Below are 20,310 nucleotides of genomic sequence, written 5' to 3'. Positions count from 1 at the left end.
GCGTCGCGGCGGCTCAGTCGTCAGCGGTCGCCGTTCCCGTCGTGACCGTCTCGAGTTCGCTCGCGGGAACCGTCCCGTCGTCGTTCCAGTCGCGTTCGTCGTAGTACTCGTCGAGTCCCTGCTCGAAGTCGGGAATGTCGTACGGCAGCGTGTCGTCCGCCCGGTCGAAGCCGCGCTGGTTGTTGAAGTGGCGTTCGAGGGCGACGACTTCACTGCCGATCGCGAGCAGTTCCTCGTAGTCGGCGTCGAGTAGCGTCTCGAACCGCTCGGTCGTCATGAAGTCCCGGGAGAACTTACAGAGGACGGCGCTGTCCTTGATCGCGTTGATGTTCTCGAGTTCGACGAGCTTCGGCGGCTTGTTCTCGAGACCCGCCTTGTCGAAGGCGTCGTCGGCGTCGACCAGCGGGTACTCGTAGGGGTAGAACTCGGCGTACATGTGGTCGGCACCGCGGTTCGAGGTCGCGAAGGCGAGGCCCTGGCCGTTGAGGGTGCGGCCGTCGTGGGCGGCGAACTCCATGCCCTTGACCGACCAGTTGTCGACGCCGAGTTCGTCGTGACAGCGGGCGACGCCCTCAGCGAGTGTGTCGCCGATTCCCTCGCGGTAGGCGATCTTCTCGACGGTTTCGTGAATGAGGTCGGCGTCACCGAACTCGTCTTCGCTGGCGAGATAGGCGGCGACGACGTCGCCGGCCGAGATCGTGTCGAGGCCGAGTTCGTCGCAGAGCTTGTTCGATTTCATCACGTCGACGATGTCGTCGACGCCGGAGTTCGATCCGAAGGCCATCAGGGTCTCGTATTCGGGGCCTTCGGTCTCGAGGCCGGTCTCCTCGTCTTTCGTGGGGAGCTTGCAGGCGAACGCGCAGGCCGAGCAGGTGCCTTTCTTGTACTTTTTCTCCTCGACGCGGTCGCCGCTGATGTCGTCGATGTGTTCGTAGGAGAGTTCGGAGAAGTACCGCGTTGGCAGGGCCTCGACCATGTTTGCGTACGTTGCGACGGAGGTCGTTCCCTGGTCGCGCATCGGGCTGTCGGACTGGGCAGCCTCGCCGTGGATCTCCATCTGGAGTGCCGGGAGGTCGACCTCCCGGGTGGAGTCGCCGTCGAAGGTGATCGCCTTGACGTTCTTCGCGCCGAGCACCGCGCCGAGGCCGCCTCGGCCGAACGCGCGCTCCTTGGAGGTCATGATCGAGGCGAAGCGGACTTCGTTCTCGCCGCCGGGACCGACGACGACGGTGTGCTCCGAACCGAGTTCGTGTTCGTCGTCGATGTAGGCGCAGGTTTCGGGGACGGTCGCTTCTTCGAGTTCGGGGACGGCTTCGAACGAGACGCCGTCGTCGGTGACGTGGACGATGACGAGGTCGTCGCTTTCGCCGGTGATCTCGACGGCACTGTAGCCGGTCGCGGTGAAGTTACGCGAGAGGAAGCCGCCGGCGTTCGAGGAGAGCAGGCCGTCGGTCAGCGGCGAGACGCCGGTTGCGGACATGCGGCCGGTAAAGCTCATGGTCGCGTGCTGGAGCGGGCCGGTCGCGAAGTACAGGTTGTTGTCCGCCCCGAGCGGGTCGGCGTCGAACGGGATGCGAGCGTGAGCGAGTTTCGTCCCGAGCGCGCGGCCGCCGATTGCCGACTCGAGGAGGTCATCGATCTGTTCGGTTTCGCTCGTCTGTTCCCCGACATCGATCGTACACAGTGGCCCCCGGACGTGCTTCATACTCGATACCGTGGGACGTGCGGTGGCAAAACGGTACCGGTACGTTGTCAGTGGGGAAGACACAGGTATCACCGTTGGAACGGCGAGTCCGTCGAATCAGCCAATGCTTAATGTATCGGCACTGGACGAATTCGATAATGACCGGCCACGACTCCGCCGTCGACATCTATCGGCAGGCGTTACCAGTGATCCTCGTCAGTCTCGTCGCGGGCCTGTTTGCCGGCACGCTGCTCGGCAGCGAAACGATGCGTGAGGGAATCAGCCGCGTTCCCGGGTTGCTGTTGCTGTTACCGGCCTTTCTCGCCACCCGCGGCGGGGTTTATGGCTCGCTCGGGGCGCGACTCTCGAGCGGGCTCCACCAGGGACTGCTCGACCCACATTTCGAGTGGAGCGGGCGGCTCAGAAACGCCATCATCGCATCCTTCCTGAACGGCATGATCGTCTCGCTGTTTATCGCCGTGCTCACCTGGGCCGTAATGCTGGCCCTGGGACGGGAGGCTGCATTGCTCGAACTCGTAATCATCCTTTTCGTCGCCGCTCTTTTGAGTGCCGTCGCGATGCTCGGCGTCTTGCTTCCCGTGATCTTCAAGGGCTATCGCCGCGGCCTCGACCCCGACAACGTCATCGGCCCCGTCGTGACGACCGTCGGTGACGTGTTCGGCGTCTTCTTCCTGCTGGTCGGGATCGCCGTGACGGAGGCACTACTGTGAGCGCCGACGAAGCCCACGCCGGCGATGAACTCGGGCGAGATCACATCGGCGACTGGACGATCCGGAATATCGTCACGACGCTCGTCCCGCTCCTGGCCGTCCTGTCGGTGTTGCAGATGGTGTCGGGAACCGTCCTCGAGACCTTCGAAGAGGCGTTGCTGACGAACCCCGCGTTGCTCGTGTTGGTCCCGGTGATGATCGGGACCGCCGGAAACCTGGGCTCGATCATGTGTGCCCGCCTCTCGACACAGTTGCACCTGGGGACGTTCGAGTTCTCGCCGACCAATCCGGATCTGCGAGCGACCGTCGGGGCGATCGTCGGTCTCGCGGGGACGGTATTCGTCCTGCTCGGTATCGCCTCCTGGGCTATCGGACACCTTCTGGGTGGCGAGCTCGGGCTGGCCCCGCTGCTGGTGATCACGGTCACCAGCGGGATGCTTCTTGCCGTCTGGGTCATCATCGTCAGTACGACCGCAGTCTACGCTTCCTACCGGCTCGGCTACGACCCTGACGACACGACGATTCCCGTCGTCACGAACGTCTGTGATATCACCGGGGTGCTCATCCTCTTTGCGGTGGTTTCAGTCGTTCTCTGAGGCGGTCTTTGTGGTGGTTTCGATCGGTCTCTGAGGCGACAGGATGGTACAATACCCGTTTGACCTATCCCAGCATTGTTTATCGCACGCGGTGAGATTCGAGTATGCACCGCCGTCATTTCCTCGCTGCTGCCGGCATCGGGCTCTCCATCACCGGCGGCTGTCTCCAGTCGTCGCTGCCGACTACCGGCGGCGAAGACCCACCTCCGGTAGCCGCCGAAACGACCGTCCAGTACGACATCCAGCAGTTGGGGGTTCGACACGGGTCATCGCTGCAATTCGACAGCGCAACCACGGGACAACTCGACGTATTCGACTCGAGCGCGGCCGTCCATCGAACGCTTTCGGTTGCCGATTACGACGGCGAGACGCCTGCAAGTCGCGCGTTCGTCGACGAAACGAACTTCGACACCGAACTTCTCGTCCACGTGACGTCGGTCTGGCCGAAACGGGACTTCCTCGGAATCCGCGTCCGTGAACTCGACAGAACGTCCGACACACTCACCGGAACCGCAACAGCGATCGGTGACGATCCGACCGAAGGCGATGACACACTGGCCTTTCCAGCCGCTCTCGTTCGCGTGTCAGTCGGGGAGGAGACCCCCGAATCCGTCGAGTTCACGATTGTCGATTACCTGGAGAACAAGAAGACCGTCGAAGAACCGATCTCGGCGGACGCATAACGAGCACTGGATTGCGCCGCCACGAGGCGTGTGGTTACCGCCATCCGCGAAACGGAACAGCGGTCGCGTTTCAGACGGTCCGCGGTACCGATCTTCAGGCGAATTTCCCGGTGCACTCGCAGGAGTTCGCGGGTGCGCCGGAACTGACTGACAGCAGTCCGTCTCAGGCCTCCGGAGCCTGCTCCGTCGATTCCTCGGCGTAGATCGAGTTCACCTCGTCGGCGAACGCGTCCAGGATTTCCCGGCGTTTCTTCTTCATCGTCGGCGTCAGCATCTCGTTTTCCTCGGTGAACTCGATCGGTACGAGTCGGAACTCCTTGATCGTCTCGTGGGCCTCGAAGTCCTCGTTGACGACCTCGATCTCCCGGTCGATCCGCTCGCGGACCCACTCGTGATCGCAGATGGCTGCCGGATCGTCCGGCAGCGCAACGTCCTCGGTCTCGGCACGCCGCTCGAGGGCGTCGATGTTCGGCACGATGAGCGCGCCGACGAACTTCTCGCCGTCGCCGACGACCAGGCATTGCTCGACGAGTTCGTTCGCGGCGAAGGTGTCCTCGATCGGCGCGGGCGCGACGTTCTTGCCGGTCGAGAGGACGATGAGTTGCTTCGTTCGCTCGTGGAACTCGATGTAGCCGTCGGGGCGGACGGTGACGATGTCGCCGGTGCGGAACCACTCGTCGTCCGCGTCGGTCTCGGACGCGCTCCCGTCTCGGTCGGCGTCGCTCGCACCCTCCCCCGGCGCGTCCGCCGTGAACGCCCGATCGGTCGCCGCCGGCTTGTTCCAGTAGCCCTCGGTGACGTTCGGTCCGCGGACGAGGAGTTCGCCCGTTTCGCCGGGCGTGCTGGCGGCGTCGCCGTCCGGCACGATCGACTCGTCGACGGTCACGTCGCAGTCGATGACCGCCGGTCCGACAGTGCCGATTTTCGGTTCCTCCGGCGGGTTCGTCGTGACGACGGGCGAGGTTTCGGTGAGCCCGTATCCCTCCAAAATCGGCAGTCCCATGCCGTGATAGAGCGTACAGAGATCCTCGGAGAGCGACCCGCCGCCGCTGACCAGCATCTCGACGTTCCCGCCGAGGGCTTCCTTGACCTTGCTGAACACCAGTTTGTCCGCGACCGAGAGCTTGAACTCGAGGATCGGTCCGGGATCGTCCGCCCGATAGTAGGCTCGACTCACGTCCGTCGCCCAGTCGAAAATGCGCTCCTTGATCGGGGACTCCGTGGCTTCCTCCCGAATCGCGTCGTAAATCTTCTCGTAGACCCGCGGGACGCTCGTCGCCCCGGTCGGCTGGACCGTGCGAAAGTCCTCCTTTAGCGTGTCCGAACTCTCGGCGTAGGCGATGGTCGCCCCCGCGGCGACCAACAGGAAGTGCCCCGCCGTCCGCTCGAAGACGTGCGCCAGCGGCAGGTACGAGACGAGCGTACTGTTCTCGTCGATGACCGGCGTCTCCGCGTCCTTGTCCGGCCGCGGGCCGTAGCGCCGGTAGACCTGATTGACGTTCGTCCGGAAGTTCCGGTGGGTGAGCATGACACCTTTCGGCTTCCCCGTCGTTCCGCTCGTGTAGATGATGCTCGCCAGGTCGTCCGGGTCGCGTGCTGCGAGCCACTCCTCGTACGCATCCGGATCGTACTGCTCGTCTCCAAGTTCGTAGACCTCGGCGAGCGTGTAGCAGTCCGTTACCGCGTCCTCGCCCGCACCGCCGAGCTCGTCCATCGACACGATGAACTCGAGTTCGAGTTCGTCCTCGACGGCGAGCACCCGCTCTAGCACGGCCGCGTTCTCGACGACGACGCCGCTGGCACCGGGATCGTCGAGCAGATAGTGTGCCTTCTCGGGCGAAGAGTTCTTGTAGACGGTGGTCACGACCGCGCCCGCGGCGAGCAGTGCGAAATCGGTCTGGGCCCACTCCATGCGCGTCTGGGCGAAGATACCGACCCGGTCGCCAGCCTCGACGCCGAGTTCGCGGAAGCCGGTGGCCAGCGCGCGGACGACCTCGGCCATCTCCGCGTAGGTCAGGCTCTCGTAGTCGCCGTGTGGGGCGGGGTCGACCGCCGTCCCGGCGAGACTGCGATCGTAGATGCCGCCCTGGTACTGCTGGGCGATCGCGTTCGGATGGCGCTCGACCGACGCCTCGAACATCCCTCCCAGCGGCTCCATTCCCAGCACCGGACTCGTGAACTCGCGTTCCGCAGTCTGCCAATCCATGGTATATTATACCAAGTGGGGCGGCGAACTCTTGAAAGTACAGGGGATCCAGGACAGTTTATTATGACATTATTGTGGAAGCGGCGGACGATAGTCGTGGTGTGAGAGATCAACCCACACCACCGAAACAGTTCTATCGGGAGCTCGGGAATCCCGCGTATGGGCGACGGTCCAGCGGCGCAAGAGTTGTCGGAATCGACCATCGAAGAGATGCTTCGATCCATCGAACGGGAGCCGGAACCAGAACTCGTGCGGGCAACAGCGGTCGACCGCGGCTTTTGTTCCGTGTACCGCATCATCGGCTCCGGCGGAGAAGGTACCGACGGGAACGCGACGCGAGAGGGATACCTGAAAGCCACTCCCGACGGGCAGACGTGGGGGATTCCAACCGAGTCTCGGATTCAGGCGGTTCTCAACGCTCACACGTCGATCCCGGTTCCGCCGGTCTGCGGCGTCGTCGACGATCACGACACCCTGCCGTCGCCGTTTTATCTCATGCACGCACTGCCCGGCGAGGAAGTCGCCTACGAGCGCGTGTGCCGATTCGAAGACGCCTCGCTCCGGCGACTCGCTCGAGAAACCGGCGAGTATCTGGCCGAACTGCACGCGGTTTCGGCGGTCGATCGGTTCGGACACGTCCGCCACGACGGCCCCGAACTCGACGGCGGCCAGCCTGCCGGAGATCCGGCGACCCTGACCATCGGTACCCCGCGAGAAGCGTGGCCAACCGCACTGCGCAACTACGCCGATCGTGAACTCGACCGGCACGCAGACTCCCGGTTTTCGGATCTCACACCCGAACTCCGCCGGTGGGTCGAAACGGGCATCGATGAACTCGACGGGCCGTTCGAACCCGTCCTGGGGCGAAACGATCACGGACTCCACAACCTCCTCATCGATCCCGAAACGGGCGAGATTACCGCGATGCTCGACTGGGGGTACACGCTCGCCGTACCGCCGGCCTTCGATTTCGAATTCGCCGCGTACCTCTACAGCGGGGCCTTTCTCGCAGGACTGCCCGATGTCTCTGACCGGCGGACCCTCGTCCGCAATGCAATGCTGTCCGGGTATCGGTCGACCACGCCCACCCGTGCTGAAAACGTTTCAGCGCCCGAACCGCTCTACGAGACGTTAGCGATGATCCGGATCATGAACGACTTCCATCATCTGGCGTTCCCCGACGGAACCGAAACGGCGGTGATGGACCGAATCAGGGCGGACGTACGGGACCGTATTAGCTGATAACACGACGCCGGAACGGGCACGGACACGGGCACTCGAACGGTCGTAACCGCCGATTCACGCGTCCTCGTAGATCCGGTCCACTCGGTCCCCGAAGCGGTCCAGAATGACGCGGCGCTTCTTCTTCATCGTCGGCGTCAACATCTCGTTCTCCTCGGTGAACTCGACCGGAACGAGTTCAAATTGCTTGATCGTCTCGTGTTTTTCGAAGCCGTCGTTCGCCCGGTCGACCTCCCGTTGGACGTACTCGTGAACGCGCTCGTCATCGCAGAGCGCGTCGGTATCGTCGGGCAGGTCGATGCCCTGTTCGTCCGCCCACGTCCGGATGTGCTCGATGTTGGGGACGAGTAACGCGCCGATGAACTTCTCGCCGTCGCCGACGACCATGCACTGCTCAATAACCTCGCTGGCGGCGAAGGCGTCCTCGAGCGGACCGGGAGCGACGTTCTTGCCGGTCGAGAGGACGAGCAGTTGTTTCACGCGGTCGCGGAACTCGATATAGTTGTCCCCACGCAAGTGGACGACATCGCCGGTGCGAAACCACTGCTCGGCGGTCGAGTCATCCGTAGTATCGAGTATAGCGCCGCCGTCGGGCTGAGATAGAGTCTCAGCGGCGTCATCGGCCACAGCCTCGGTGAACGCCCGGTCGGTCGCTGCGGGCATATTCCAGTAGCCTTCGGTGACGTTCGGTCCGCGGACGAGGAGTTCGCCGACTGCCCCCGGATCGTCGAAGGCGTCCTGGTCGACGACGCTCTCGTCGATCGAGATGTCGACGTCGGTCAGCGTCGGACCGATCGTCCCGATCCGCGGGTCGTCCGGCGGATTGACTGCGATGACCGGCGAGGTTTCGGTCAAGCCGTAGCCCTCGAAGATCGGGAGCCCCATCGCGTGATAGAGCCGACAGAGTTCGGGTGAGAGACTGCCGCCGCCGCTGATCAGGCTCTCGATTTCGCCGCCCAGTGCCTCGCGAACCGTCGAGAAGACCAGTTTGTCCGCAAGGGCCTGCTTTGCCGCGAGCACGGGGCCGGGCGAGTCGGCACGCTGGTACGCGACGCCGACATCGGTCGCCCACTCGAAGAGACGCTTTTTGACCGGCGACTCGCTCGCCTGTTCGCGGATCGTATCGTAAATCTTCTCGTAGACCCGCGGGACGCTGGTCGCCGTGTTCGGCTGAACGATACTGAAGTCCTCCTGGAGCGTATCCGGATTCTCCGCGTAGGCGACACAGGCACCGCTTGCGAACAACAGGAAGTGCCCCGCCGTCCGCTCGAAGACGTGCGCCAGCGGCAGATACGACATCGCCTGGCTCTCGGCGTCGATAACCGGCACGTCCGCGTCTCTGTCCGGCCGCGGCGCGAAGCGCTTGCGGATCTGATTGACGTTCGCCCGAAAGTTGCCGTGGGTAAGCCGGACGCCCTTCGGCTGCCCGGTCGTCCCGCTCGTGTAGATCAGACTCGCCAGATCGTCCATCGCGGGTTCGTCGACCCACTCCCGGTAGGTCTCGGCGTCGAACACCGCGGCACCGCGATCGTGAAGCTCCGCGAGCGTCAGCACGTCGTCCCGGTCGTCGTACGCCGCCCCCGGCAACTCGTCGATCGACACGATGAACTCGAGTTCGAGTTCGTCCTCGACGGCGAGCACCCGCTCTAGCAGTTCTTGGTTCTCGACGACGACGCCGTCCGCGTCGGGATCGTCGAGCAAGTACGACACCTGCTCGGGAGACGAACTCGTGTAGACGGTGGTGACGACCGCGCCGGCCCCGAGCAGCGCGAAATCGGTCTGGGCCCACTCCATGCGAGTGTTGCTGAAGATACCGACCCGGTCGCCGGATTCGACGCCGAGATCGCGAAAGCCGGCGGCGAGATTCCGAACGATGTCACGCATCTCGGCGTAGGAAATCGCCCGGAAGGCATCGGGTTCGGCCGGCGGAAGCACGGCGTCCGAGTCGGTGCCGGTGAGCGAACGACCGTAGATGCCACCCTTGTATCGCTGGGCAGGCCGGTCTCTGTTCCGTTCTGCCGAGTTCTCGAACAGCCGACCGAGCGTCGTGGTCCCGATCACCTCGTCGTCGTACTCGCGTTCGGTGTCCCGCCAGTTCATATCCGTTCAGAGTCGTTCCTGTGCGATAAAACGTGATGAAACTGGTTTCACTCGACGATTCGTTTATTCAGGTGCGAGCGTCGACCGTCCCGGAAACGAGCGGATTCGGGAACTGAACTCGAAGCGATGGAACCGTCGCGCAGCCGGGTGTTTATACTGTCGGACAGAAGTCACTGCGAAGTCAGTTGCGAATTCGCGGCCGTCACCGGTAGAGACGACCGCAGCGGAGCGACCGATCTTCATGTCGTTCTGTCCGGCAGTATCACTCTCGGTTGTCGAGATAGCCGATAACGCCGCGGACGTTCATCGCCGCCTCGGCGCTTGCTTTCTGCTCGTTCCAGGCCTCGCCCTTCTCGGTCGCGGACGCGAAGTGGGCCATCACGTCCTCGTCGGCGTCGAGTTCAGCGCGCGCGGCCTCGACTGCGGAGACCCACTCGGTGAGGACGGTCGCATAGTTTTCGAGTGCGCGTTCGGCGTCGTCGCCGACGTATCGGGGGCCGAAGTGCGTATAGAGGAGGACGTCGGGGTCGATCTCGGCGAGCAGTTCAACGTCTTCGAGACACTGCTCGAGGTCGAAATCGGAGGGCGGGGAGGTTTCGACGATTTCCTCGCGATCGGGAATCCAGATGCCGGCGGCGTCGCCGGTGAAGACGGCGTCGTTCGCGGGGTCTTCGAAGACCACCTGGTGGAACGCGTGGCCGGGCGCGGCGTGAACGCGGAGTTCGTGGTCGCCGAGGTCGATCGCGTCGCCGTCCTCGAGGTCGACGATTCGGTCCTCCGGAATGGGTTTCGGCTCGACGTAGAACTGCCACTGGTCGCCGACGGCGTTTTTCGTGCCGGCGACCAGTTTGCCGGGGTCGGCGAGCAGGCTCGCGCCGGCGGCGGGGATACAGATGTCGGCGTTCGGGCAGGCCTCCGCGAGAAAGCCAGCGCCGCCTGCGTGATCGAGGTGGATGTGCGTCATCGTGACGACCTCGACATCGGCGGGATCGATGTCGAGTTCGGCGAGCGCGTCGAGGATCAGGTCGTGGTTGGTGCCGATGCCGGTTTCGATGATGGCCGGCCGATCATCGTTTAGAATATAGACGGCTCCGTAGCCGCCCGTCTCGTACATGCCGGTATCGAGGTAGTACAGGTCCGAACAGTCGCCGGCGGTCACCTCGCGAACGTCACCGATGTCCATACCGGAAGCCCGTCGGCGGACGGGATAAAAGCTCGTGTCCCAGCACTCCGGCATTACCGTTCGAGTTCGTCCGGCTGGTCCTTCCACTCGCCGATGCCGGACGGGTCGAGGTGGACGTGCGCGTCGCCGACATCCTCGAGTCCGCGGAGCTGATCGACGAGTTCAGATTCGATGTCGTGGGCGCGCCGGAAGGGGAGTTCGCCGTCGACCTCGACGTGGACTTCGACTTCGAGGACGGGACCGTCGTAGAAGACGGTCAGATCGTGGATGCCCTGCACGTCGGGGTGGGATCGGAGCACGTCGAGCACGGCCGTTCGCTTCTCGGGCGTCGGGGCGGCACCGACGAGGTAGTCGACGTTTTCGCGACCGATTTCGACGCCCTGGTAGACGACCAGCAGGCTGACGAGTCCGCCTGCGATGGGGTCGAGTTGGGGCTGGCCGAACGCGACGCCGATGATGCCGACGACGGCGGCCAGCGACGTGTAGATGTCGTTGAGACAGTCCGCCGCCAGCGCCGAGAGGGCGGGCGAGTCGAGTTCTGCGTTGACCGCGACCGTGTACCGGTAGACGAGGTACATATCGACGATCGCGAAGCCGAGCGAGCCGAGCAACAGCGGGCTGAAGGTGACGTCGACCTCGGTGAGCAGTCCCTCGACGGAACGATAGAGCAGGTTCAATCCGAGGAGTGCGATGACGGCACCGACGAACAGCGCCGTCAGCGGTTCGATCCGGTCGTGTCCGTGGGGGTGGGTGTCGTCGGGTTCGTCGTACGAACTCTGTCCCCAGATGTAGACGACGACGCTGGCGATGAGATCCGCGATCGAGTGTGCCGCGTCGGCGAGCAGGGCGACGCTCCCGAAGACGAGTCCCGCAGCCCCTTCGACTGCGATTTTCGCGACGTTGCCGAGGACGTTGACCCACGATGCCCGTCGGAACCCGCGTCGCTCGTCCTCGACACTGTCCATGGTTGGTTTAGAGCCAGTCTAACCTTGGGTCTTTTCCTTCCGACCGCCCCCGTCAGGATGTGACGACACGTTCGCAGGTCATAACGCTCATCAATCTGTGCAAACGACCGCCTAGCAACGACGGTTCGAATCACGACACGGTTTAAACGCGGTAACCGTCCCCTTCGGGCGATGGGGCCCGCCCGACCCAACCGCTGGCACCGATCGCCGGCTGACGGTCCCTGCCACTACGCAGCCATGGCAGCATCCCAGCCCCACCCCCTCGTTCGACTCGAAACGCTCGCACTGATCACCGTCGGCGGCTTCGCCGGCGCGAATCTCCGGTACTTCGCGATGGGCCTGCTCTCCGACGTCCAGTCTGTCCTGCTCGTCAACGTCATCGGCAGTTTCGTGCTCGGATTTCTCGTCTACGAAGCCCAATACACCGGCCTCGTCGCACGCAAATCGAGAGTCGTCTTCACGACCGGCTTCCTTTCTTCGCTGACAACCTACAGCACGTTCGCCATCCAGTCCGCACTCGCGTCCACCCCCCTCCTGCTCGTCGCCATCGTCCTGGGCAACTACGGCCTCGGCTTTACCGGCGTCCTCGCCGGCCGTGAACTCGCCCGCCGACTCGGCGATCCGGCCGCCGCGACAACCGGCGGTGAGACGGTATGAGCGCGACCGCCGTGGCGTCACTTGCTGAACTCTGGACGGCGATCGGCGGACCGTTCGCGTCGGTATCCGTCCCGGAAGTCAGTATCGCAGCGGTCGCGTTCGATCCCGAACCTGCACACATCGTGGGAACCGGCGGTGCGATCGGTGCGGTGTTGCGCTACGGCGTGTATCAACGGCTCTCGAGCGACCGATTCCCCTGGCCGACGCTGCTGGTGAACGTCGTGGGCAGTTTTGCCTTCGCGCTTGCGATGTTTGCGGGTGCGACCGAGTCGGTCCTGCAGTTACTCGGAACCGGTCTCTGCGGGGCGTTCACGACCTTTTCGTCGTTCTCGGTCGAAACGGTACAGTTGTACGAACGCGGCGATCGGCTGCTCGCGGTCGGCAATGCCGGTGCGAATCTCGGCCTCGCACTCGCGGGAATCGGTCTCGCGTGGCTCGTCACCGCGCTGGGACCCGTTTAGCCGTGGTCTACGGCCGTTCCGAGTCTGCAAGCGTCGAAATTTCCAGTCCGATTGCATCGACCTGCCGCGACTGGTTCTCGTTTGCCTCGTCGATCGTCGTTTCGACTTGCCGGAAGTTCGTTACAACACGGCTGAAACTATCAGCTCGCCCGATCGGCTCACGCCTGAGACAGGTCGTCGAACGCCGCCGCGGCCGTTCGGGTCCCCTTCGAAATCAACACGTCGCCGGCCCGCAGCGTCGCGTCAGAGTCGCCGACGAGCAACCAGCCCTCGTCGGGGCGGCGGATTGCGATCACCGACATGGTCGAATCGGTGTCGGGGACGCCGCTGACGACGGTCGCGCCGTCGAGGGTGCTCTCTGACTCGACCGGGACGCGGGTGATGATCTCGTCGCTCTCCTCGACGGCCATCTGGACGACCGGGTGAACATCGAGATCGCGGAGGACGCCCTCGCTAATGTCGACCGCAGCGTCGCTGATTACCTCCGTGCTGTTGCCGAGTTGGATGAGTCCTCGAAGGACGACCGGGTCGTCGGCGTCGGCGGCCGCTCGAAGCGTCCAGGCTTCGAACCGAGACTCCATCGCGTCGACTTCGACCTCCAGATTGCGGACCTCCTCGGCGAGGGCCTCGCTGTCGAACAGCACGCTGCTGTAAGCCAGATCGACGGCGAGTTCGGAGAGGTTCTTCATGTGGACGATGGTGTCGACCGCCCGTTCGAGGTCGTCGATGTCCGGAACGTCGACTGCGGGGGATTCGTAGGGCGTGCCGGTGAGCGTCTCGTAGACCGATTCGATCGACGTATCCGGGCCGCGAAGGAGCGCAACGTCGTCGCTCGCGACCGTCGTGTTCGGGCCGGGATTGAGCAACCACTCGTTGCCGCGCCGAAGGGCGATCACTCGGACGCCGGTCTCGGACTCCAGATCGATGTCCATCAGCGTGCGGTCGGCGAACGCGGAGTCCGGCGAGACGACGCCCCGAACGAGCGTCTCGGTCGCTTCGGGAAGTGCCGCCCGCATCGCTTCCGGCAACCCGACTTCCTCCAGGATGATCTTCGCGATGTCACCCGCGGCGTCGCTGATGTCGCCCGCCGCGGCGACGATCCCCAGAACGGGAGCCAGTTGCTCCGCATCGTCAGGATTTCGAACCGCCATCATGAGGCTCATCCGCGCCTGCAGTTCGAGGACGTCCATGCGCTCTTCTAAGCGCAGCACTTCCCGCGCGAGGTCGTCATTGCGGTGCAAGACGGCCGAGTACGAGAGATCGATCAACAGCTCCGCCGTATCCTTCATCTCGACCAGGATATCCTTGACGCTACGGGGCTCGTACTCGACCGACACCGCCGCGGTCTCCCCCTCGAACGGGTCCATACGTCGACAAACCCGCCGCGTCGAAAAAAACGTTTCCCGCCGGTCCCGTCACAGCTATCACGGAATCGCACGCCGCCTTCCGATACGGTTTTGGACGGCCACACAGAAGCCACGGGCAATGATCGATCGAACCCTTCTTCGCGAACAGCCCGAGACCGTTCGCGAGGCGCTCGACCACCGAGGCGATGACATCGACCTCGACAGCCTCATCGACCTCGACGAACGGTGGCGCGAACTCAAAGCCCGCGGCGACAAACTCCGCCACGAACGCAACGAAATCACCGACCGCATCGGCGAACTCGTCGCGGACGGCAAAGACGAGGAGCGAGAAGCCGCCATCGAGGAATCCAAGGAACTCAAAGCCGAGATCGAGGCTGTCGAGGCCGAAGCCACAGAGTTGCGCGACGAACTCGACGAGCGATTGCTCGAAATCCCGCAGCTCCCCCACGAGAGCGTCCCGATCGGCGACGACGAGTCGGACAACGTCGAGGACCGACGCTGGGGCTTCGACGACCTCCGTGCGGTTCCCGGCGATGTCGTTCCCCACTACGACCTCGGCGAGGACATGGACATCATCGACGAGGAACGCGGCGCGAAGACCACCGGCTCCGGCTTTTACTTCCTCAAGGGCGACGGCGCACGGTTGGAACACGCGCTTATCCAGTTCATGCTCGACGTCCACCGCGAACAGGGCTACGTCGACATCGTCCCGCCGGTCCCGATCACCAGCGAGTCGATGCGCGGCACCGGCCAACTCCCCAAGTTCGCCGACGACGCCTACCGGCTCGGCGGCCGCAACGACGAACCCTACGAGGACGACGATCTCTGGCTCTGCCCCACCGCCGAGGTCCCCGTCACCAACATGTACGCCGACGACATCCTCCTCACGGACGACCTCCCGCTCAAACACCAGGCCTACACGCCGAACTTCCGGCGCGAAGCCGGCGAACACGGCACCGAAACCCGCGGTATCGTCCGCGTCCACCAGTTCAACAAAGTCGAACTCGTCAACTTCGTCGAACCCGCGGAGAGCTACGACCGGCTCGAAACCCTCCTCGGCGAAGCCGAGGAAGTCCTTCGACGCCTCGACCTCCCCTACCGCGTGCTCGAACTCTGTACCGGCGACCTCGGGTTCAAGGCGACCAAGCAGATCGATCTCGAGGTCTGGGCCCCCGCGGACGACATGGACGACGGCCCCGACGAAGGTGGTCGCTGGCTCGAAGTCTCAACCGCCTCGAACTTCGAGGACTTCCAGGCCCGCCGCGCCGGCCTTCGCTACCGCCCGGAGCGCCACGAGTCGGCCGAGTACCTCCACACCCTGAACGCCTCCGGCGTCGCTATTCCCCGCGTGATGGTGGCCATTCTCGAATACTACCAGAACGAAGACGGCACCGTCACGGTCCCCGAGGCGCTGCGTCCCTACATGGGCGGCCAAGAACGCATCGAAGGCCACGAGAAAGTCGGCGAGAGCGCACTCGGTGCCGGCGAGCGAGAGTAACGGCTCGCTGACGGCGATCGGAACCGCTCGAACCGATGCCGCTGGAACTCCTAACGCGTATCCACACCCACACTCACACCCACAACCACACTCATAACCACACCCACAGCATCACTCGCGACACCCAAACGAACCGCCGGAACGAACTAACAGCGGAAAACACCACCGTCTCTTGAACGAGTTTCCAATACCAATCGGAGCGTTGACTCCAACATCGAACGACCGGTCACGTTTAACTGCGAGACAACCGAACGCATGGCTATGGCGTCATACGAGGAACGAGTCATCCGACTGGTCGCCAACCCGGACAACCATGCGATTCTGACGATTCTCGACGACGCATCCCGACCGCTCTCCGTCGCATCGCTCGCCGACCGACTCGTTTCTCGCGACGCAGCCGTCGTCGACGCAACAACCTACGACTGCCGTCTCGACTCCACGCGCCTCTCCCTGCACCACGCCCGCTTACCCCGCCTCGCCGACGCTGAACTCGTCGCATACGACCCCGAGGCGAACGTCGTTACCACCCGAGACCACGCCATCATCGACCCCGAATGGCTCGAGTTCACTCTCCTCGACGAGTTCCTCTCGCGATTCGGCGGCAAGCGTGGCCCCGACACGATCGGCATACTCGAGACCCAGGCGGCGATCGACGACTACAGCCGCGAACTGGCGGACAAAGCCGACGATGAACTCTTCATCATCTATACGTCCGCCGGCCTGCTCGATGAGGGCTGTCTTCCGCACACGACGCGGGCGATCGAGCGCGGGGTGAACTTTTATGCCCGGTCGCAGAATCCCGATGTCAGGCGGTTCTTCCGGAATAACGTTCCGGAAACGACCATCTGGGAGCCACAGCTAGACTGGATGAACAAGCTATCGCGGTATCCACGCCTCAATCGTCTCATCGTGGCAGACCGTGAGAAGGTGTTGCTCTCGCTGCAAGAAGAGCCACCGTCCGATGGCGCAGCGACAACTGACACGGAGACCGGATCCAAGACTGAAATCGAAACTGCAACCACGCACAACACGAAAAACGGGGACCAGACGGGAATCAAACCCACCGAAACCGCAATGATCGGCGAGGGGGCAACCAATCCGCTCGTCGTCCTCGTCCGGGAACTGCTCGGACCACGTCTCGACCACCTCGATTATCAGAGCGACCACTTCACGGGCGAACTTCCATTCGAACCATGACCGACACTTCACGATCCGGCGGTGACGACGAACCGCCGCCAGCAACCGTTCAATCGACCCACGAGTTCACTGATGACCAACCCCCGAGCGAGACGATCGTTCGGGCCGTCGCCGCACTGACGAACACGCCGGTCCTTGAACTCGAGCCGCTGTATACGGTTATCGACCCGACGCAGATCGACGAGACGTACGAGAAGACGAGTGCGGCGGTCGAGGCCGAGTTTTCGTTTCCGTACAGCGGTTGCGATGTGACGGTGACCCGCGAGGGGGTTCACGTGCGGCGGGTGAGAGACGGAAACGGAGACGGAGACGGAGCGAACGAGGACACGGACGTCTAACCGGGCTATCGCGGCTCTGCGTTCGGCGATTGTCTCTCGTTTTCGGTGGTCGACCAGCCCGGCGGAACTCGTGAGTTGCGAAGATAGTGGTCGCCGGTCGGGCGACCGGAACATGGTGTGGCGGCTCCGCTGTTGCTGTGTGTCTGTGTGACTCGACCGTTCGGAGACAGAAGACAGCAAGAAAGACCGACGGCGTCGGTCGAAAAGAAAGGCGCTTAGATGTAGTCGATGGCCGGTGGGAGTTCGAGCTTCATGCCCTTGCGCTCGCGGATCTCCATGATCTTCTCGCGCTGGAGCGAGTCGGCCATGACTTCGAAGCCGGCGTTTTCCGTGTTCCAGGAGGCGCGGCCTTCGGTTGCGGAGCGAATGTCGCTGGCGAAGCCGATCATCTCGCCGACGGGGGCGATACCCTCGACGACCATCAGATCGCCTTCCTGGTACATGTCGTCGACGCGGCCGCGACGGCCCTGGATTTCGCCCGAGGCGGCACCCATGTGGTCGTTAGGCACGTCGATACGAACGTCCTGCATCGGTTCGAGCATCTTGATCTGCCCGTCGATCAGCGACTTGTGGACGGCCTCGCGGGTTGCCGGGATAACCTGTGCCGGGCCGCGGTGGATGGTGTCCTCGTGGAGTCGGGCGTCGTGCAGGCGGATCAGCGTCCCCTGAACCGGCTCGTTGGCGAGCGGGCCGTTATCGAGTGCGTCCTCGAGCCCTTCGATGACGAGTTCCATCGTCTCGTTCAAGTGCTGGATACCCTTCGTGTCGTCGATGAGGATGTTCGTCCCGTGGATGTGCTCGACGTTCTGGGACGTATCCTTGTCCATGCCGGCGTCCTGCAGGGCCTCGCGGCGTTCCTGCTCGGGCATGTCCATCGAAGCCTCGCCGAGTTGGATCGTCTCGACGAGTTCGTTCGTCATCGGTTCGATAGAGATGTAAAAGCGGTTGTGGCGGTTCGGCGAGATGCCCTCGACTTCGGCGCTTGCCTGCTGGGGCTGCTCGCGGTAGACGACGATCGGTTCGCCGGTGTTGACGGGAATGCCCTGGTTCTTCTCGATGCGCTGGGTGATGACTTCGAGGTGGAGTTCACCCTGGCCGGAGATGAGGTGTTCGCCGGTATCCTCGTTGATGGTGATCTGAATCGTCGGGTCCTCTTTGGAGACCTGTCGCAGCGTCTCGATGAGCTTCGGCAGGTCGTCCATGTTCTGGGCCTCGACGGATTTCGTAATGACCGGCTCGGAGATGTGTTCGATCGATTCGAACGGCGTCATGTCGACGCTCGAGACGGTCGAACCGGCGATGGCGTCCTTGAGACCGGTGACGGCGGCGATGTTCCCCGCCGGGACGCGGTCGACTTCCTCGCGCTCGCCACCCATGTAGATGCCGACGCTCTGGACGCGGTTCTTTCCGGCGGTACCGGAGACGTACAGCTCCTGACCCTTCTCGAGCGTGCCGGAGAAGACGCGGCCCGCGGCAATCTCGCCGGCGTGGGGGTCGATCCCGATGTCGGTGACCATCAGGACGACGTCTCCCGTTTCGTCGACGAGGCGCATGCCCTCAGCGAGATCCGAGTCGGCGTCGCCGCGCCAGATGCGCGGGATACGACGGGGCTGGGCGTTGATGGGGTTCGGGAAGTGCTCACAGACCATGTCGAGCACGACGTCCGACAGCGGCGTTCGCTCGTGAAGTTCCTGGCGCTTGTCCGCGCGCTCGAGTTCCATAATCTCGCCGAAGTCCATGCCGGTTCGCTGCATCGACGGCATGGAGACGCCCCACTTGTACAGGGCGGATCCGAAGCCGACAGTGCCGTCTTCGACGGAGACGGTCCAGTCGTCGACGTCGTCCATGTCCTCGGTCATGCCGCGGATGAGTTCGTTGACGTCGCTGATGACCGAGAGCAGACGCTGTTGCATCTCCTCGGGACCCTCCTGCAGTTCGGAGATCAGGCGGTCGACCTTGTTGATGAACAGGGTCGGCTTGACGCCCTCGCGGAGTGCCTGTCGCAGGACGGTCTCGGTCTGGGGCATGGCCCCTTCGACGGCGTCGACGACGACGAGCGCACCGTCGACCGCACGCATCGCGCGAGTCACGTCGCCACCGAAGTCGACGTGGCCGGGCGTGTCGATGAGGTTGATGAGGTGGTTGGTGTCCTCGTACTCGTGGGTCATCGAAACGTTCGCCGCGTCGATGGTGATTCCGCGTTCCTGCTCGTCTTCCTCGGTGTCCATCGCAAGCTGCTCGCCGGCAGTCTCGTCGGAGATCATGCCCGCACCAGCCAGCAGGTTGTCGGTAAGCGTCGTTTTTCCGTGGTCGACGTGAGCGGCGATGGCGATGTTCCGGATGTTCTCCGGGTCGTCCATCAACCGTTCACACTCTTGAACGATTTTCTTACGTCGGCCCATATACCCCCCAATACCGGTAGCGGGGTCAAAAGGGTAGTGTTTCGTCGGCGGCAGAATCCGACGCGTATCCCCGTTCGTGCCGTTGAATATCCATTTTGCGTGAGTGAATAACATGCACTAAGAGGGCCGGCAGTCGCGGCCCGCTCTGCACTCGAGTTCCACTGACTGCCACCCGGCGTAAGAGACATACCTGCCCATCCCTTGCTATCTTTGCACATGGACATTCGTATCCAGGGTCCCGGTCCGACCTCTCCCTTTCTCAGCGCCCGAGATCTCTTCGAGACCGAACACGACCTCTCACGACCAGTCTACGTGCGCTTGCGCGATGACCCCGACGAACGTACCTGGGCCGGCCACTACGAGGACCGCCACGTCCTCAACATCTCCCGACAGGCCGCCTCCAGCGCGATGGCCCGTGAACTCGCCCTCCACGAGTTCGCCCACATGGCCAGACACGAACAGGAACATCCCTCGCACACCCAATCGACCGAAGAAGTCCTCTATCTCGCACTCGCCGGCAAGAGTGTCGAACAGCGAAAACTCTCTCACTGCTACCAGATCGCGAATCACATGAAAGACATCTACGCCGACGACATCACGCTCTCGGTCGGCCCCGGCGAGAAACTTCTGTCCTTTCTCGAGTCCGGTCTCGCAATGGCCGTCGCGAACCGCCCGGACACGCCGTCGCGGCCGGGATTGCGACGACTCTCACCGAGCGCCGATCCCGAGATCACGGCCGTCAACGCGGCGTTCGCACTCGCACTCGCGGAGCGCCACGACCTCGTCGACGACGCGCACACGCACCGACTGTACGATCTCGCCCACGCGGCCGCCATGGACGCCCCCGAGGTCGACTTCGACGGCTTCAGGCGACGCTTTCGTGAACTCGGGCGGGAGACGGATTCGAGCACGTATCGGAAGGCGCTCGTCGACGCGACGCGCTCGTATGTCTCGATGAGCGGCCCTGCAGCGGACTGATGGCCACTCGTCCGTGGGTTCA

The 20,310-nt window shown here is 63.6% G+C and carries 17 protein-coding genes; 10 read left to right on the top strand and 7 right to left on the bottom strand.

The window, feature by feature from the left end:
* Window positions 1–13: 13 nt before the first annotated feature.
* Entirely contained in the window at window positions 14–1,705 is a 1,692-nt protein-coding gene (locus C484_RS12485; RefSeq protein WP_006826288.1) for an aldehyde ferredoxin oxidoreductase family protein, read from the bottom strand.
* Between the two features lie 137 nt (window positions 1,706–1,842).
* Here C484_RS12485 and C484_RS12480 point away from each other — a divergent pair, with 137 nt between their 5' ends.
* The 3 genes from C484_RS12480 (at window position 1,843) to C484_RS12470 (ending at window position 3,694) form a co-directional block, all read left to right on the top strand.
* Window positions 1,843–2,415, top strand: coding sequence for a magnesium transporter (locus C484_RS12480; RefSeq protein ID WP_006826287.1), 573 nt, complete (start codon window positions 1,843–1,845; stop codon window positions 2,413–2,415).
* Entirely contained in the window at window positions 2,412–3,011 is a 600-nt protein-coding gene (locus C484_RS12475) for a magnesium transporter (RefSeq protein WP_006826286.1), read from the top strand. Before C484_RS12480 ends, C484_RS12475 begins: the two co-directional genes overlap by 4 nt.
* A gap of 104 nt (window positions 3,012–3,115) precedes the next feature.
* Window positions 3,116–3,694 carry a hypothetical protein gene (locus C484_RS12470; RefSeq protein WP_006826285.1) on the top strand — a complete coding sequence of 193 codons (579 nt, stop codon included), beginning with the start codon at window positions 3,116–3,118 and terminating at the stop codon, window positions 3,692–3,694.
* 163 nt (window positions 3,695–3,857) lie between these two features.
* On the opposite strand, the gene C484_RS12465 is transcribed toward C484_RS12470, so the two are convergent.
* The gene (locus tag C484_RS12465; protein ID WP_006826284.1) at window positions 3,858–5,900 is read right to left on the bottom strand and encodes an AMP-dependent synthetase/ligase; all 2,043 of its coding nucleotides are present in this window, start codon (window positions 5,898–5,900) and stop codon (window positions 3,858–3,860) included.
* A 159-nt stretch (window positions 5,901–6,059) separates the two neighbouring features.
* Here C484_RS12465 and C484_RS12460 point away from each other — a divergent pair, with 159 nt between their 5' ends.
* Entirely contained in the window at window positions 6,060–7,142 is a 1,083-nt protein-coding gene (locus C484_RS12460) for a phosphotransferase family protein (RefSeq protein ID WP_006826283.1), read from the top strand.
* 57 nt (window positions 7,143–7,199) lie between these two features.
* Here C484_RS12460 and C484_RS12455 read toward each other — a convergent pair whose 3' ends face one another.
* The 3 genes from C484_RS12455 to C484_RS12440 all read right to left on the bottom strand — a co-directional run bounded on the left by C484_RS12455 (window position 7,200) and on the right by C484_RS12440 (window position 11,390).
* Window positions 7,200–9,242 carry an AMP-dependent synthetase/ligase gene (locus C484_RS12455; RefSeq protein WP_006826282.1) on the bottom strand — a complete coding sequence of 681 codons (2,043 nt, stop codon included), beginning with the start codon at window positions 9,240–9,242 and terminating at the stop codon, window positions 7,200–7,202.
* 262 nt (window positions 9,243–9,504) lie between these two features.
* A complete protein-coding gene (locus tag C484_RS12445) occupies window positions 9,505–10,425 on the bottom strand; it encodes an MBL fold metallo-hydrolase (protein WP_006826281.1) in 921 nt (306 codons plus the stop codon).
* A 53-nt stretch (window positions 10,426–10,478) separates the two neighbouring features.
* Complete coding sequence (locus C484_RS12440; RefSeq protein ID WP_006826280.1) at window positions 10,479–11,390, bottom strand: cation diffusion facilitator family transporter; 912 nt, start codon at window positions 11,388–11,390, stop codon at window positions 10,479–10,481.
* A gap of 237 nt (window positions 11,391–11,627) precedes the next feature.
* On the opposite strand from C484_RS12440, the gene C484_RS12435 reads away from it, so the two are divergent.
* A complete protein-coding gene (locus C484_RS12435; RefSeq protein ID WP_006826279.1) occupies window positions 11,628–12,047 on the top strand; it encodes a CrcB family protein in 420 nt (139 codons plus the stop codon).
* Complete coding sequence (locus tag C484_RS12430; RefSeq protein ID WP_006826278.1) at window positions 12,044–12,508, top strand: fluoride efflux transporter FluC; 465 nt, start codon at window positions 12,044–12,046, stop codon at window positions 12,506–12,508. Before C484_RS12435 ends, C484_RS12430 begins: the two co-directional genes overlap by 4 nt.
* A 158-nt stretch (window positions 12,509–12,666) precedes the next feature.
* Here the strand turns inward: C484_RS12430 and C484_RS12425 are convergent, their stop codons facing one another.
* The gene (locus C484_RS12425) at window positions 12,667–13,875 is read right to left on the bottom strand and encodes a potassium channel family protein (protein ID WP_006826277.1); all 1,209 of its coding nucleotides are present in this window, start codon (window positions 13,873–13,875) and stop codon (window positions 12,667–12,669) included.
* 118 nt (window positions 13,876–13,993) lie between these two features.
* On the opposite strand from C484_RS12425, the gene serS reads away from it, so the two are divergent.
* The 3 genes from serS (at window position 13,994) to C484_RS12410 (ending at window position 16,908) form a co-directional block, all read left to right on the top strand.
* Window positions 13,994–15,373 (top strand): serine--tRNA ligase, encoded by a 1,380-nt coding sequence (gene serS / locus C484_RS12420; RefSeq protein WP_006826276.1) that lies wholly within the window; start codon window positions 13,994–13,996, stop codon window positions 15,371–15,373.
* Between the two features lie 261 nt (window positions 15,374–15,634).
* Window positions 15,635–16,570 carry a DUF7344 domain-containing protein gene (locus C484_RS12415; protein WP_006826275.1) on the top strand — a complete coding sequence of 312 codons (936 nt, stop codon included), beginning with the start codon at window positions 15,635–15,637 and terminating at the stop codon, window positions 16,568–16,570.
* Window positions 16,567–16,908 carry a HalOD1 output domain-containing protein gene (locus C484_RS12410; RefSeq protein ID WP_006826274.1) on the top strand — a complete coding sequence of 114 codons (342 nt, stop codon included), beginning with the start codon at window positions 16,567–16,569 and terminating at the stop codon, window positions 16,906–16,908. Before C484_RS12415 ends, C484_RS12410 begins: the two co-directional genes overlap by 4 nt.
* Window positions 16,909–17,123: 215 nt before the next feature.
* Here C484_RS12410 and C484_RS12405 read toward each other — a convergent pair whose 3' ends face one another.
* A complete protein-coding gene (locus tag C484_RS12405) occupies window positions 17,124–19,310 on the bottom strand; it encodes an elongation factor EF-2 (RefSeq protein ID WP_006826273.1) in 2,187 nt (728 codons plus the stop codon).
* 216 nt (window positions 19,311–19,526) lie between these two features.
* Between C484_RS12405 and C484_RS12400 the strand changes: the two genes are divergently transcribed.
* Window positions 19,527–20,288, top strand: coding sequence for a DUF5781 family protein (locus C484_RS12400; protein WP_006826272.1), 762 nt, complete (start codon window positions 19,527–19,529; stop codon window positions 20,286–20,288).
* Window positions 20,289–20,310 lie beyond the last annotated feature (22 nt).

This window comes from Natrialba taiwanensis DSM 12281 (assembly GCF_000337595.1).
In the GTDB taxonomy this organism is placed as follows: domain Archaea; phylum Halobacteriota; class Halobacteria; order Halobacteriales; family Natrialbaceae; genus Natrialba; species Natrialba taiwanensis.
This window is presented reverse-complemented; position numbering and strand designations above follow the sequence as displayed.